Below are 15,121 nucleotides of genomic sequence, written 5' to 3' on the forward strand. Positions count from 1 at the left end.
GGGCGCGCAGCCGCGATTGGAAAAGCGCGCCCCGATCTGCAGCAAAAGGCATGGACATGCGCACGATCTTTATCCTGAACGGACCCAATCTTAATCTTCTCGGTCAGCGCGAGCCGGATATCTACGGCCGCACGACGCTCGACGAAATCCGTGGCTGGCTGGAAACGGACGCTGCCGAACTCGGCGTCGCGATCGATTTCCGCCAGTCTAATTTCGAAGGCGAGATCATCGAATCCATTCATGCGGCCCGCCATGATGCCGCCGGCATCATCATCAATCCGGCCGCCTACACGTTCACCTCGATCGCTATTTTGGATGCGCTGAAGACCTTCGACAAGCCGAAGATCGAGCTGCACATTTCCAACGTGCATCAGCGTGAGGAAATTTATCACAAGTCGCTCGTCTCCAAGACCGCGACGGCAGTCATGGCAGGCTTCGGTGCCTACGGCTATCGCCTCGCTCTGCGGGCCATGGCGGAGATGACGCAATGACCCGCATCGGTCTGATGGGTGCCGGTCTGATCGGCCGCGAACATGCCGACCTCCTGGTGTCCAACCGCCGCGCCGAATTAGCCGCGATCTGCGATCCGTCGCCCGCTGCAGCCGAACTCGCCGCGCGCCTCTCCGTCCCGTACTTTGCCGACTACGACACCATGCTCGACGAGGCAAAGCCCGACGGCGCCATCATCGCGCTGCCGAACAATCTCCATACACCGGCCGCTCTCGCCTGCATCGAGCGCGGCGTACCCTGCATGATCGAAAAGCCGATCGCCGAAAGCATCGCCTCGGCTGCCCGCATTGTCGAGGCGTCGGAGCGAGGCGGGGTGCCCGTTCTTGTCGGTCATCAGCGCCGCCACAGCCCCGACATCCGTTCCGCCAAACGCGCCATCGACGCCGGAGAACTCGGACCGCTGGTCGCTGTCAGCGGCATGACCCTGTTCGACAAGCCGGACGACTATTTCAACACCGAATGGCGTCGCAAGCGCGGCGGCGGCGTGTTGTTGATCAACCTCATCCACGATATCGACGTCCTGCGCTATCTGGTCGGCGAGATCGAAAGCATCCGCGCCTTCACATCCTCGGCCCGCCGCGGTTTTGAGGTCGAAGACACCGCAAGCATTTCGATCCGCTTCGTCAACGGCGTGCTCGGCACATTCCTGATCTCGGACGCAGCCGTCAGCCCCTGGGCCTGGGAATATACGTCCGGGCAGGCGCTCTATCATCCGGCACAGCCCGGTCCCTGCCTTTTCCTCGCCGGACGAAAGGCAGCACTGTCTGTTTCCGACATGTACCTTTGGCGGCACGCGGAAGAAAACGATCACTGGCAGCATCCGCTGGTTCGCGAATACCGCCCCGGCGATGGCTCGCTCACCTATGTCAACCAGCTTGACCACTTCGTGGATGTGATCCGTGGCGATGCAACGCCGCTGATCAGCGCGCGCGACGGGATGTCGACGCTTGCCGCGACGCTTGCGGTCGATCTCGCCGGGCGCGAGGATCGCACGGTGACGCTCGCCGAAATGCTTGCACCGACAAAGGTGGCCGCATGAAGAAGACATGGTCCCTCTCTTTTCTTACCGGGCTCGGCGTCGCACCCGAAGAAGCCGTGCGTGCGGGAGCTGAGGCCGGATACGACTATCTCGGCCTGCGTCTGATGCCGGCCTTTCCCGGCGGACTTGCCTATCCGCTGATGGATGACCCGGCGCGCGTGAAATCTCTGATAAGCCTCATGGGCGACAGCGGCATCGCTGTCTTCGATGTCGAGATGATTCGCATTTCGCCGGATTTCGATCCGGAACCGCTGCTGCCGTTTCTCGAATGTGCCGGCCAGCTCGGCGCCCGTGCCATTCTTGTTGCCGGTGACGATGCCGACGAAGGGCGCCTGACGGCTTCCTTTGTCAAACTATGCGAGGCAGCGCGTCCCTTCGGCCTGTCGATGGATCTCGAATTCATGCCGCAATCGGAGCTGCGGGATCTAAGCGCCGCCACCCGCGTCTTGAACGCGGCCGACCAGCCGAACCAGGGCGTCATCATCGATACGCTGCATGTCTCGCGGGCCCGCACGACAATTGAAGAGATCACTGCTGTGCCGCGCAAGTGGCTGAATTACGCGCAGATCTGCGATGCTCCGGCCAAAATCCCGGATACGCGGGAAGAACTGAACTACACAGCCCGCCATGCGCGGCTTCTGCCGGGCGAGGGGGAACTCGACCTTGCTGGCATGTTTGCTGCCATGCCGGCCGATCTGCCGGTTGCCGTGGAAATCCCCAACGACGAGCAGTCCGCTGGCCTTTCCGCCGCCGAATGGGCGAAGCGAACGCTGATCGCGTCGCGCAGAATTCTCGAACCTGAATCCGAAGAGGGCCAATGACCGGCTTGCAAATAAAGACCATCCAGGGCGTGGAGATCCCGAGCCTCGGCTTCGGTACATTCGAACTGAAGGGACCGGAAGGCGAGGCGGCGATCCGTACCGCCATCGAACTCGGTTACCGCCAGATCGATACCGCGATACGCTATGGAAACGAAGTCGAAGTCGGCAACGCAATCCGCGAGAGCGGCGTGGCACGGCGAGAGCTCTTCGTCACCACCAAGATCTGGTTCAACGATCTCGATCCGGAAACGGTCGCGGCCCGCGTTGATGAGAGCCTGGAACGGCTGGGTTTCGACTATGTCGATCTGCTCCTCGTTCACTGGCCAACCAAGGACGTGCCCCTTGGCGAAACGCTCGACGCATTCGCGCAGGCAAAATCCGAGGGTAAGACAAGGCTGATCGGTGTCAGCAATTTCACCGTGGCATTGCTTGACGAGGCGCTCGACGTCCACAAGGCAGAGCTGTTTTGCAATCAGGTCGAGTACCATCCCTTCTTGTCGCAGGAAAAACTGCTCAAGCGCATGCGCCGGGCAGACATGCTGCTGAATGCCTATCAGCCGATTGCGCGCGGCAAGGTGTTCAGCTCCAAGCTGCTGACCGAGCTCGGAGCGAAATACGGCAAATCGGCTGGCCAGATCACGTTGCGCTGGCATGTGCAGCAAGACCATGTCGGTGCCATTCCGCGCTCTGCAAAAGCCGAAAACATCAAGTCCAACATGGACCTTTTCGATTTCGAACTGTCGTCGGAAGACATGGCTGCCATTCATGCGCTGGCGCGTGGCGAGCGCTATTCCCGTTTCGAGTGGGAACCCGATTGGGACTGAGACGCGGCGATGGTGAAGGCAATGAGGGAGGTAGAACATGACACTTGATTTCAGCGTCGTCACCGATGCTTGGCAATCGCTGGTCTACGGCACGTTGGGAACCCTGTTCCTGGCCGTGGCCGGCATGATGATTGCGACTGTCATCGGCGTGCTGGGCGTGGCGATCCTCAGAACGAACATGGCCATCCCGTCCTTTCTCGTCACGGCTTTCGTTGAGGTGATCCGCAACACGCCTTTCCTCGTGCAGATCTACTTCATCTTCTTCGCGCTGCCTCTTGCCGGCGTCCGGCTTAATCCGACCATGACAGCTGTTCTGGCGCTGGGATTGAACGGTGGCGCCTATGCGATCGAGATCATTCGAGGCGGTGTGGAAAGCATTCCCAAGGGACAGACCGAAGCCGGGCTGGCGCTGGGTCTCCACAATCACGAAGTCTTCCGGATGATCGTGCTGAAGCCGGCACTGCGGGCGATCTATCCGTCGCTGTCGAGCCAGTTCATTCTGCTGACGCTGACGACGGCGATCTGCACCTCGATTTCGGCTTATGAGCTGACCTCGGTGGGTCAGCGTATCGAGGCTGAAACCTTCCGCAGTTTCGAGACCTATTTCACCCTGACCGGCATCTACCTCGTCATTTCGATGGTGACCATGTGGACGCTTGCCGCCATCGGCCGGCGTGCCTTCAACTATCCGCAGCGCTGAGGAGGACCAGGATATGGGATACCAGGAACTGACCTACCTGCTGCAAGGCCTCGGCTGGACACTGGTCCTGACCGCCATGGCCTTTGTCGGCGGCATCATCTCGGGCGTCATCGTGGCCCTGATGCGGGTGTCGAGGATCGCCTTGGTCCGCTATATCGCGATCGGCTGGATCGGCCTCTTCCAGGGCACGCCGCTTCTGATGCAGCTCTTCGTCGCCTATTTCGGCCTGCCGCTCCTGGGCTTCGATCTGCCCGGTTGGGCCGCCGTCGGTATCGCGCTGACCGCGCATGCTTCGGCATTTCTCGGCGAAATCTGGCGCGGCGCGATCGAGGCCGTGCCGAAGGGCCAGACCGAAGCTGCCGATGCGCTTGGCCTCCACACCCGAAGCCTGATGTTCGACGTCATCATGCCGCAGGCGTTCAAGCTGTCGCTGCCGGCAACCGTCGGCTTCCTGGTCCAGCTTTTGAAAGGCACGTCGCTTGCTGCCATCGTCGGCTTCATCGAGCTGACGCGTGCCGGTTCGATCGTCTCCAACCAGATCTACCAGCCGCTTCTCGTGTTCGGCGTCGTCGGCGCCATGTATTTCGCAATGTGTTGGCCGCTGTCCCTGTGGGGACGACGCATCGAGCGGCGTATGTCCGCCGGTTTGGCAAGATAGAATAGGGAAAATGACCATGGCAATTGTGACCAACACCAACGCCCAGCCGACCGGCAAAGAGCCGATGATCATGATGCGCGACGTGGAGAAGTGGTACGGCGCATTCTACGCCCTCAAGAAAGTCAACCTGACGGTGGCGAAGGGTGAGAAGATTGTTCTCTGCGGTCCGTCGGGATCGGGCAAGTCGACGCTGATCCGCTGTATCAACCGGCTGGAAGCAAGCCAGGGTGGCAAGATCGTCGTATCGGGCCATACCGTGAAGGATGACCAGAAGGCGATCGATGCGGTGCGCCGCGAAGTCGGGATGGTCTTCCAGCAATTCAACCTGTTTCCGCACAAGACGGTGCTCGAAAACTGCATTCTCGCGCCCATGCGCGTGCGCAAACTGTCGCGTCCCGAGGCGGAAAAGACGGCCCGCAAATATCTGGAACGGGTCCGCATCGGCGATCAGGCCGACAAGTACCCGGCCCAGCTTTCCGGCGGCCAGCAGCAGCGCGTCGCGATTGCCCGGGCTCTCTGCATGGAACCCAAAGCGATGCTGTTTGACGAGCCAACCTCGGCGCTCGACCCTGAAATGGTCAAGGAAGTGCTCGATACGATGGTGTCGCTCGCCCGCGATGGTATGACGATGATCTGCGTGACGCATGAAATGGGTTTCGCTCGCCAGGTCGCGGACCGCGTCATCTTCATGGCCGATGGCGAGATCGTCGAAGAAAACGATCCCGAAAGCTTCTTCAGCGCACCCGCCCATCCCCGGACCCGCGCATTCCTGGGCGAGATCCTGTCGCATCATTGATGGGGTGGAGCCAAGTGGGCACCTGCATGCGTTGGCTACTGAGGCATATCGCAAACGAGGCTGAGTAAACGAGGGAAAAGTCATGAAGACGTCCATAGCGACCGTATCGATCAGCGGCGAACTCCCGGAAAAGCTTGCAGCCATTGCGCAGGCGGGGTTCAGCGGTGTCGAGATCTTCGAAAACGACTTTCTCGCCTTCGACGGTACGCCTGCCGATGTCGGGCGCATGGTGCGGGATCACGGACTGGAGATTACCCTGTTCCAGCCCTTCCGCGATTTCGAGGGCATGCCTGAACCGCACCGCTCGCGGCTGTTCGACCGGGCGGAGCGCAAGTTCGACATCATGCAGGAGCTGGGCACCGATCTGGTCCTCGTGTGCTCGAACGTCTCGCCGCTCGCGCTCGGCGGTATCGACCGGGCGGTGGCGGATTTTCACGAACTCGGGGAACGCGCTGCCAAGCGTGGCCTGAAAGTCGGGTACGAGGCGCTCGCCTGGGGCAAACACATTTCCGATCATCGCGATGCCTGGGAAGTTGTCCGGCGCACCAACCACCCGAATATCGGCATCATCCTCGACAGTTTCCACACGCTGTCGCGACAGATCGACATCAATTCGATCCGCTCTATCCCGAAGGAAAAGATCTTCATCGTCCAGCTGGCCGATGCGCCGTTGATCGATATGGATCTGCTTTACTGGAGCCGCCACTTCCGCAACATGCCGGGCGAGGGGGATCTGCAGGTCGAAGCATTTACCAGCGCCGTCGCCGAAACCGGCTATGACGGCTATTTCTCGCTGGAGATCTTTAATGACCAGTTCCGGGGCGGCTCGGCGAAAGCGATTGCCGCAGATGGTCACCGATCACTGATCACGCTTGGAGATCGGGTGCGGCGCAATCCGAATGCTTCGGGCCTGACCCTCCCGGCCATGCCGGACCGCAGCGCGGTCGAAGGGGTCGGCTTCGTTGAGTTTTCAGCAAGCGAAGCGGACGCCGGAGAACTGGCCGGCATCCTGCGCACGCTTGGTTTTTCGCGAACGGCACAACACCGCAGCAAAAAAGTCAGCGTGTTTTCTCAGGGCAATATCAAACTGCTTTTGAATACGGACGAGATGGGCTTTGCGAGCGCATCCTACGCCGTGCATGGCACCTCGGCCTATGCAATGGCTTTGAAGGTGGACGACGCGCGCGATGCGATGGATCGTGCGGTGGCACTCGGCGCCGAAGTGTTCAATCAGCCCGTCGAAACCGGCGAGGTGACGATCCCCTCTATCCGCGGTGTCGGCGGTGGGCTGATCTACCTGCTCGATGACAAGACGGATCTTTCCCGAATCTGGGATATAGATTTCGCCCCAGTCGATGATGAGCATAAGAAGCAGGATGCCCACCTCCTGAGCGTCGATCATATCGCCCAGACGGTAGCGTATGAGGAGATGCTCACCTGGGTGCTTTTCTACACCTCGATCTTCGAGATGCAGAAGACGCCGATGGTCGATATCATCGACCCATCGGGCGTGGTGCGCAGCCAGGTTGTCGAAGCGCCGCAAGGCTACCTTCGCATTACCCTCAATGGTGCGGAAAACCGGCGAACGCTTGCTGGGCATTTTATTGCGGAGACATTCGGGTCCGGCATCCAGCATCTGGCATTCGAAACTGCGGATATCTTTGCGACGGCCGCGGCCCTGAAGGCGAACGGCTTCCGGCCCTTGCCGATCTCGCCAAACTATTATGGCGACGTGGAAACCCGCTTCGGTCTCGATCCGGACCTGACGGAGAGGCTGAAGGCGGAGAACATTCTCTACGACCGCGACGAGAACGGCGAATACTTCCAGCTCTATAGCGGCACGTTTGGTGAGGGCTTCTTCTTCGAGATCGTCCAGCGTCGCGATTATCGCGGTTATGGCGCAGCCAATGCGATCTTCCGCATTGCGGCCCTGAAGAAACAGATCAGGCCGGAAGGTGTGCCACGGCTTTAGGCTTCGCGGGAGCCTTTGGTGATGAGGGGCCGGCCGGGTAGGCCGGCCCCTCATGCGTTTTTGGCTTAGCCGAACAGAACCAGGCTGCTTTTCAGCGTGACCCAGATGCCCCAGATCATGGGGATGCCGACGACGGCCCAGGCGAGAGCGGCCTGAGCGGAGAAGCCACCCTTGCCGATGCCGAATGAACCGGTCGGGCCAGCATTTGCAGCGGCAGTCTTTGCCTGCAGCGAGGCAACCTCTGCGTCGGACATAAACCACTTGTCGGCAAGCGGCCGCACCAGCGAGTTGGCGATGAGGCCAAGCACAAGCATGCCCGCAAGAATATACATCGTTCCGGTGTAGAGAGCCGGTCCCGGCGCAACGCCGGCAGCAATCTGCGCTTCACGGATGTAGTTCACCACGACCGGACCGACGATGCCGGCAGTCGCCCAGGCAGTCAGAAGACGACCATGGATCGCGCCGACGAACTGGGTTCCGAAGATATCGGCAAGATAGGCCGGGATGGTTGCGAAGCCGCCGCCATACATGGACAGGATGATGCCGAATGCCAGAACGAACAGACCCTTGTTGCCGAGGTTGGCAAGTGTCGGTGCGGTGGCATAGAGGATGATGCCGAGGATGAAGAACGTATAGTAGGTGTTCTTGCGGCCGAGCTTGTCCGAAAGCGAGGCCCAGACAAAGCGTCCGCCGATGTTGAAGAGCGACAGAAGGCCGGTGAAGCCTGCAGCGATTGCTGCGATCTGTGCCTTCTGTCCAGCGTCGAGCTGCGCGAACGCGACGTCCGGCAGACCGATGAGCGAACCGGCGAAGATTTCCTGTAGCATCGGCGATGCCATGCCGATCACGCCGATACCGGCCGAGACGTTCAAGCAAAGCACGGCCCAGATCAGCCAGAACTGCTTTGTCTTGTGGGCGTCACGCAGGTGAACGTGCTTCGTCGTGATCATCGTCGACTTGGAAGCCGGCGGTGTCCAGCCTTCAGGACGCCATCCTGCTGGCGGGATGCGGTAGCCAAAGGCGCCGCCCATCATGAAGCAGAAATAGATTGCAGCCATGGCGATGAAAGTCTGCCACACACCGACAGAAACGTCGGTCTTGAAGAAGTTCATCAGAAGGTTTGCGAGCGGAGCGCCAATCATTGCGCCGCCGCCGAAGCCCATGATCGCCATGCCTGTCGCCATGCCGCGACGGTCCGGGAACCACTTGATCAGTGTCGAAACCGGCGAAATATAGCCGAGACCGAGACCGATGCCGCCGATAACGCCGGCGCCGACCCACATCATCCACAGCTGGTGGGTCATGACGCCCATGGCTGCGACGAGAATGCCACCGCACCAGCAGCAGGCGGAGACGAAACCAGCCTTGCGTGGACCGACCTTTTCAAGCCAGCCGCCCCAGATGGCGGCGGAGCAGCCGAGCAACACGAAGAACAGCGTGTAGATCCAGCCAAGATCGGCAACGCGCCAGTTGCAGCTCGTCGTAAACAGGGCCGTCAGCAGGCCCATGCCTGTGCATGACGGGTCGGCTGCACCTGGAATGGCGCGCGAAAGCGGCAGCCAGAATACGCTGAAGCCGTAGGCCATGCCGATGCAAAGGTGAATAGCGAGGGCTGCCGGCGGCACAAGCCAACGGTTGAAGCCCGGTTTTGCGATAATACGTTCCTTATCCAGGAGGCCCGCGTCAACGACGCCGCCTCCTGCTGTTCCTGCAACTGCCATGAAAGAAAATCCCTCTCTGAGTAATGGCTTTCAACGTGATCCCGCCACTGCCCTCCAGCTGAAGGCGAGCTCACGCTTTGCTTTCCGGTGTGATCTCCCGGAAAGCGGTTTCATCTGGCCCCGTTCCCTAACGTCCGGAAACACCCCCGGTCGTTCCCTCTTTGGTTCCCATACCCGTCCCGCTCGGTTCTGCCGGTCGGCGGATCAGTGTCGAAGCCTCGATGACAAGCGGCAGCAGTCCTGCGCCGCCTGTATCGAGATGCTCGAAAAGGTGCCGGCGCATGCGCGGCTCCCAGAATTTGTTGATATGCGTCGCAACGCCATTGGTTCGCACGCTCTCCGGCTGGGATAAGAAAAACGTGGCGATCTGGTTTGCCATCCGGACCAGCTTTTCGTGGCCGTGGGTTTCATGTGGCACTGTGTCGTCCAACTGATCATGCACCATCGGAAAAAGCTCCGATGGCGATCAGGCGACCCGTCATTGCAGCAGCCGGATACGGTCCGGAGATCCGCGCAGTTGAAGCGCGGCTGCCGTGATAGCTGAAACCTATCGTACGATTGGCTTGTACCGAGATTGAGCGAGTTGCACTGTTTCCGTTACGACGGCTAGTTTCAAGAACTGCACTTGCGACGAACAGTGGCGTCATAGGACTCTGCGACAAATTGGCACTCCCCCTTAATCTGGTTCTTGACCTGTTTGCAAGAGCCCTGCGGCCTCACCGATTGCCTATTTGCAATTGATAATTCCGATTACTCCGCAGCCTCCATTCGACCTGCGATGCGTCGCGATCTGCGCGACAGGTCGCCGTAGTCCTGCTGCCACTCCGTCGGGCCATTCGACGGCGAAACCTGCACCGCCGTGACCTTGTATTCCGGGCAGTTGGTGGCCCAGTCGGAATAGTCGGTCGTGATCACGTTCGCCTGCGTATCGGGATGGTGGAACGTGGTGTAGACGACACCCGGCGCCACGCGGTCGGTGATCAGAGTCCGCAGCGTCGTATCGCCGGCTCGGCTCGCGAGCTTGATCCAGTCGCCGTCCTTGATCCCGCGCTGCTCGGCGTCGTGCGGGTGGATCTCCAGACGGTCTTCCGCATGCCAGACGACATTTTCCGTCCGTCGCGTCTGCGCTCCGACATTGTACTGGCTGAGAATGCGGCCGGTGGTGAGCAGAAGCGGGAAACGCGGCCCGGTGCGTTCGTCTGTCGCGACATATTCTGTGCGGATGAACTTGCCCTTGCCGCGCACGAAGCCGTCGACATGCATGATCGGCGAACCGAGCGGATGCGCTTCGTTGCAGGGCCACTGCACCGAGCCCATCTCTTCCAGGTAGTCGTAGGAGACCTTGGCAAAGCTCGGGGTCGTCGCGGCGATCTCGTCCATCACCTGCGACGGATGGGTGTAGTTCCACGGCAGCCCCATGGCCTGCGCCAGTTTCTGCGTCACTTCCCAGTCGGCAAGGCCGTTCTTCGGGCTCATCACCTTGCGAACCCGGTTGATACGGCGCTCCGCATTGGTGAACGTGCCGTCCTTTTCGAGGAAGGTCGAGCCCGGCAGGAAGACATGCGCGTAATTTGCGGTTTCGTTGAGGAACAGGTCGTGCACGACGACGCATTCCATCGCTTCGAGACCGGCGGAGACATGCTTGGTATCCGGGTCGGACTGCAGGATATCCTCGCCCTGGATGTAGATGCCCCGGAACGTGCCTTCGACCGCCGCATCCAGCATATTGGGTATGCGCAGCCCCGGTTCGTTGTTGAGCGTCACGCCCCACAGTTTCTCGAATGTCTCGCGGGTGGCATCGTCGGAGATGTGACGATAGCCTGGCAGTTCGTGCGGGAAGGAGCCCATGTCGCAGGCGCCCTGGACATTGTTCTGGCCCCGCAGCGGATTGACGCCGACGCCGGGCCGACCGAGATTGCCGGTGACCATGGCGAGGTTGGCGATCGCCATCACCGTCGTCGAGCCCTGGCTGTGCTCGGTGACGCCGAGACCGTAATAGATCGAGCCATTGCCCCCGGTCGCAAACAGCCGGGCTGCACCGCGCAGCAGATCGGCGGGAACGCCGGTATAGGCCTCCGTCGCTTCCGGGCTATGCGCGTCTTCGGAAACAAACGCCGCCCAATCCTCGAATTCCGACCAGTCGCAGCGCTCGCGGATGAAGGCTTCGGCAAACAGTCCCTCGGTGACGATGACATGCGCCAGCGCGGTCAGGACAGCCACATTGGTGCCTGGCTTTAAGGGGAGGTGAAACGCTGCCTCGACATGGGGCGAGCGGACGATATCGGTGCGGCGCGGATCGATGACGATGAGTTTCGCACCCTGCCGCAACCGCTTCTTCAGCCGCGAACCGAACACCGGATGCCCGTCGGTCGGGTTGGCGCCGATGATCATCACCACGTCGGTGTGCTCGACGCTGTCGAAATTCTGCGTTCCGGCCGAGGTGCCGAAAGCCTGGCCGAGCCCGTAACCAGTCGGCGAATGGCAGACGCGGGCACACGTATCGACATTGTTGTTGCCGAAACCGGCCCGGATCAGCTTCTGGACGAGGAATGTCTCTTCGTTGGTGCAGCGCGACGAGGTGATGCCGCCGATCGATTCGCGGCCATACTGATACTGGATGCGCCGGAACTCGGAGGCGACATGGCTGAACGCTTCTTCCCAGCTGACTTCCCGCCACGGATCGGAAATCTTCTCGCGGATCATCGGGTTGAGGATGCGGTCCTTGTGGCTCGCATAGCCATAGGCGAACCGTCCCTTGACGCAGGAATGGCCGCGATTGGCCTGGCCGTCCTTCCACGGTACCATCCGTACCAGTTCTTCGCCGCGCATTTCAGCCTTGAACGAACAGCCGACACCGCAATAGGCGCAGGTCGTGACCGTCGAATGCTCGGGCTGGCCGATGGCGATTACCGATTTCTCGGTTAGCGTCGCCGTCGGACAGGCCTGCACGCAGGCACCGCAGGAGACGCATTCGGAATCGAGGAAATGTTCGTGCGCACCGGGCGAGACACGGCTTTCGAAACCGCGGCCCTCGATCGTCAGCGCAAACGTTCCCTGCACTTCCTCGCAGGCGCGCACGCAGCGCGAACAGACGATGCATTTGGAAGGGTCGTAGGTGAAGTAAGGGTTCGACTCGTCCTTCGGCATCCACTTGGCATTGATGGCGCCGTCGGTCCGGGCCCTCACATGGTTGTCGCCCTCGTAGCCATAGCGAACGTCGCGAAGCCCGACGGCACCCGCCATGTCCTGCAGCTCGCAGTCTCCGTTAGCGGCGCAGGTGAGGCAATCGAGCGGGTGGTCGGAGATATAGAGCTCCATCACGCCCTTGCGGATCTGTTTCAGCCGCTCCGTCTGCGTGTGGACGACGATCCCGGGCGCCACTGGCGTGGTGCAGGAGGCCGGCGTTCCGTTGCGGCCCTCGACCTCGATGAGACAGAGCCGGCAGGACCCGAACGCATCCACCATGTCGGTGGCGCAGAGCTTGGGCACCTGAATGCCGGCCTCCATCGAGGCGCGCATGATCGAGGTGCCGGCGGGAACGGTGATCTGGCGCCCGTCGATGGTGAGCGTCACCGTATCGGTGGATTTAGAAACGGGTGTGCCGTAGTCGATTTCATGAACGAGGGACATGATGCGTCTCCTGTTTGAACATGGGGGTGCGGACTGGGCGGCGGGGAGAAAGTCCCCCTCTGGCCTGCCGGCCATCTCCCCCACAAGGGGGGCGAAGAGATGCCGCGCCGACTTCACCCAATCGGAAAGCAAGCCGCGCGGCAGGTTGAGCCCTCCCACCTGTGGCGAGGGCGGCGAGCAAAGCGAGCGGGAGGGGACTTGCTGCCCGCCCTTCGCTATAGCTGCGGGCATTCGTCATTCGAAAAGCCAAATCGTTGGCTTTTCGTCTGCTAAGCAGAGCACTCCTCATCATTCCGCCGCCTCCACCATCGGTGCCGGCGCAAAATCCTCCGGAAAATGGTTCATCGCGCTCATGACAGGATAGGGCGTGAACCCGCCGAGCGCACACAGCGAGCCGAACTTCATCGTGTTGCAGAGATCCTCCAGCAGCACCTTGTTCTTATCAGGCTCGATGCCGGCGCGGATCTTGTCGACGGTTTCGACGCCGCGGGTGGAACCGATCCGGCAGGGGGTGCACTTGCCGCAGCTTTCGATGGCGCAAAATTCCATCGCGAAACGGGCCTGTTTCAGCATGTCGGCGCTATCGTCGAACACCGAGATGCCCGCATGGCCGATCAGCCCGCCTCTTTCGGCAAATGCCTCGTAGTCGAAGGGCGTATCGAACAGCTCGCGCGGGAAGTAAGCGCCGAGCGGACCGCCCACCTGTACCGCCTTGACCGGACGCCCGGTCGCCGTGCCGCCACCGATATCATCGATGATCTGGCCGAGGGTCAGCCCGAAAGCCGTCTCGAACAGGCCGCCATGCTTGACGTTGCCGGCGATCTGGAGCGGGATCGTGCCGCGCGAGCGGCCCATGCCGAAATCCCGGTAGAATTCTGCGCCGCGCTCCATGATCACAGGCACCGAGGCAAGCGAGATGACATTGTTGACCACTGTCGGTCGGCCGAGAAATCCCTGCAAAGCCGGTAGCGGCGGTTTTGCCCGCACGGTACCGCGCTTTCCCTCAAGCGAGTTCAAGAGCGACGTCTCCTCGCCGCAGACGTAGGCGCCGGCACCGGAGCGGATCTCGATGTCGAAGGCATAGACCGAGCCCATTACAGAAGGCCCGAGGATGCCAGCAGCGCGGGCGATCTCGACGGCCTCGGTCATCGTGGCAATGGCATGCGGATATTCGGAACGGGTATAGACATAACCCTTCGTGGCGCCGGTCGCGATGCCTGCGATCGCCATGCCCTCGATCAGCACGAAGGGGTCGCCCTCCATGATCATCCGGTCGGCAAACGTGCCGCTGTCGCCCTCGTCGGCATTGCAGACGATGTATTTTTGAGGGCCCGGCGCGTCCATCACCGTCTTCCACTTGATGCCGGTCGGGAAACCGGCGCCGCCGCGGCCGCGAAGACCGCTGTCGGTAACCTTTGCGACGATCTCCGCCTGCGACATCGCGATGGCGTTCCGAAGACCCACAAGTCCGTTGTGCCGCTGGTAATCCTCGAGCGACAGGGGATCGGTGATGCCGCAGCGGGCAAAGGTCAGCCGGGTCTGCTGACGAAGGAAAGGAATTTCCTCCGTCAGCCCGAGACAGAGGTCGTGGCCTCCGCCATCCATCAACCCGGCATCGAACAGACCCGCCACGTCGCCGGTCTTGACCGGACCGTAGGCAACGCGCCCTCTGTCCGTCCCGACCTCGACCAGCGGCTCCAGCCAGACCATGCCGCGCGAGCCGTTGCGCACCAGTCTTGCATCCAACCCGCGGCTTTCGATTTCCTGCGCGATGGCCTTTGCCACCCTGTCTGCGCCAAGCGCCAGAGCTGCGGCATCGCGCGGAACGAAGATCGTAACCGTCATCGCCTTGCCTCCCGTAACATGTCGCCGAGACACTGCTCGTCGACGCGGCCATAGAGTTCGCCGTCCATCATTGCGGCCGGTGCGCAGGCGCAGAGGCCGAGGCAGTAGACCGGCTCCAGCGTCACCGCGCCATCGAGCGTCGTCTGGTGAAAGTCGATCCCGAGAACCTGCCGGGCGCGATCCGCGATATGGTCGCTGCCCATCGACTGGCACGCTTCGGCCCGACAGAGCTTCAGCACGTGCCGACCGGACGGGTGATCGCGGAATTCGTGGTAGAAGGTGACGACGCCGTGCACCTCGGCGCGAGACAGGTTGAGTTCGGTCGCGATCACCTGCTTGACCTCATCCGGCACGTAACCGAACTCCGCCTGAATGGCATGCAGGATGGGCAGCATCGGCCCTTCGAGATGCTTCAGGCTTGCGATAATGCTCAGCGACCGCGCGGTGAACTCACCGGCGGAAATATGCATGTTCATATGAGCGGCCTCCCCGCTGATCCCGCAAGCCGCCCTCCACGACGGCCAACGGGGTCAAAACACGTGCAAGGTGGGCGAACCCAGCTTCACGATGCAGGAAAGTGTCTCATCTCATGATTTTTGGTCAAT

13 protein-coding genes are annotated in these 15,121 nt (G+C 61.3%); 8 read left to right on the top strand and 5 right to left on the bottom strand.

Features of this window, described 5'->3' with window-relative positions; all coding sequences use genetic code 11:
* Positions 1-50: 50 nt before the first annotated feature.
* From aroQ to IFT59_RS20365, 8 genes are all read left to right on the top strand, one after another.
* Complete coding sequence (gene aroQ / locus IFT59_RS20330) at positions 51-491, top strand: type II 3-dehydroquinate dehydratase (RefSeq protein ID WP_244508889.1); 441 nt, start codon at positions 51-53, stop codon at positions 489-491.
* Positions 488-1,549, top strand: coding sequence for a Gfo/Idh/MocA family protein (locus IFT59_RS20335; protein ID WP_192088054.1), 1,062 nt, complete (start codon positions 488-490; stop codon positions 1,547-1,549). The genes aroQ and IFT59_RS20335 overlap by 4 nt, the downstream gene beginning before the upstream one ends.
* Positions 1,546-2,370 (top strand): sugar phosphate isomerase/epimerase family protein, encoded by an 825-nt coding sequence (locus IFT59_RS20340; RefSeq protein WP_192088055.1) that lies wholly within the window; start codon positions 1,546-1,548, stop codon positions 2,368-2,370. Before IFT59_RS20335 ends, IFT59_RS20340 begins: the two co-directional genes overlap by 4 nt.
* On the top strand, positions 2,367-3,194 hold the full coding sequence (locus IFT59_RS20345) for an aldo/keto reductase (protein ID WP_192088056.1): 828 nt from the start codon (positions 2,367-2,369) through the stop codon (positions 3,192-3,194). The genes IFT59_RS20340 and IFT59_RS20345 overlap by 4 nt, the downstream gene beginning before the upstream one ends.
* A gap of 37 nt (positions 3,195-3,231) precedes the next feature.
* Complete coding sequence (locus IFT59_RS20350; RefSeq protein WP_113110032.1) at positions 3,232-3,894, top strand: amino acid ABC transporter permease; 663 nt, start codon at positions 3,232-3,234, stop codon at positions 3,892-3,894.
* A 13-nt stretch (positions 3,895-3,907) separates the two neighbouring features.
* Positions 3,908-4,552 carry an amino acid ABC transporter permease gene (locus tag IFT59_RS20355; RefSeq protein WP_062459043.1) on the top strand — a complete coding sequence of 215 codons (645 nt, stop codon included), beginning with the start codon at positions 3,908-3,910 and terminating at the stop codon, positions 4,550-4,552.
* Positions 4,553-4,625: 73 nt separating this feature from the next.
* Positions 4,626-5,348 (top strand): amino acid ABC transporter ATP-binding protein, encoded by a 723-nt coding sequence (locus IFT59_RS20360; protein ID WP_430250009.1) that lies wholly within the window; start codon positions 4,626-4,628, stop codon positions 5,346-5,348.
* 82 nt (positions 5,349-5,430) lie between these two features.
* Complete coding sequence (locus tag IFT59_RS20365) at positions 5,431-7,320, top strand: bifunctional sugar phosphate isomerase/epimerase/4-hydroxyphenylpyruvate dioxygenase family protein (protein ID WP_192088058.1); 1,890 nt, start codon at positions 5,431-5,433, stop codon at positions 7,318-7,320.
* A gap of 65 nt (positions 7,321-7,385) precedes the next feature.
* On the opposite strand, the gene IFT59_RS20370 is transcribed toward IFT59_RS20365, so the two are convergent.
* From IFT59_RS20370 to IFT59_RS20390, 5 genes are all read right to left on the bottom strand, one after another.
* Positions 7,386-9,041 (bottom strand): OFA family MFS transporter, encoded by a 1,656-nt coding sequence (locus IFT59_RS20370; protein ID WP_062459050.1) that lies wholly within the window; start codon positions 9,039-9,041, stop codon positions 7,386-7,388.
* A 127-nt stretch (positions 9,042-9,168) separates the two neighbouring features.
* Positions 9,169-9,486 carry a formate dehydrogenase subunit delta gene (locus tag IFT59_RS20375; RefSeq protein WP_192088060.1) on the bottom strand — a complete coding sequence of 106 codons (318 nt, stop codon included), beginning with the start codon at positions 9,484-9,486 and terminating at the stop codon, positions 9,169-9,171.
* Between the two features lie 305 nt (positions 9,487-9,791).
* Positions 9,792-12,671, bottom strand: a complete 2,880-nt coding sequence (fdhF, locus tag IFT59_RS20380) for a formate dehydrogenase subunit alpha (protein WP_192088062.1) — start codon at positions 12,669-12,671, stop codon at positions 9,792-9,794.
* 288 nt (positions 12,672-12,959) lie between these two features.
* Positions 12,960-14,516, bottom strand: a complete 1,557-nt coding sequence (locus IFT59_RS20385) for a formate dehydrogenase beta subunit (RefSeq protein ID WP_192088064.1) — start codon at positions 14,514-14,516, stop codon at positions 12,960-12,962.
* Complete coding sequence (locus tag IFT59_RS20390; RefSeq protein ID WP_192088066.1) at positions 14,513-14,992, bottom strand: formate dehydrogenase subunit gamma; 480 nt, start codon at positions 14,990-14,992, stop codon at positions 14,513-14,515. The genes IFT59_RS20385 and IFT59_RS20390 overlap by 4 nt, the downstream gene beginning before the upstream one ends.
* Positions 14,993-15,121: the final 129 nt, after the last annotated feature.

It is taken from the genome of Rhizobium sp. CFBP 8752 (assembly GCF_014842035.1).
GTDB lineage: Bacteria > Pseudomonadota > Alphaproteobacteria > Rhizobiales > Rhizobiaceae > Neorhizobium > Neorhizobium soli.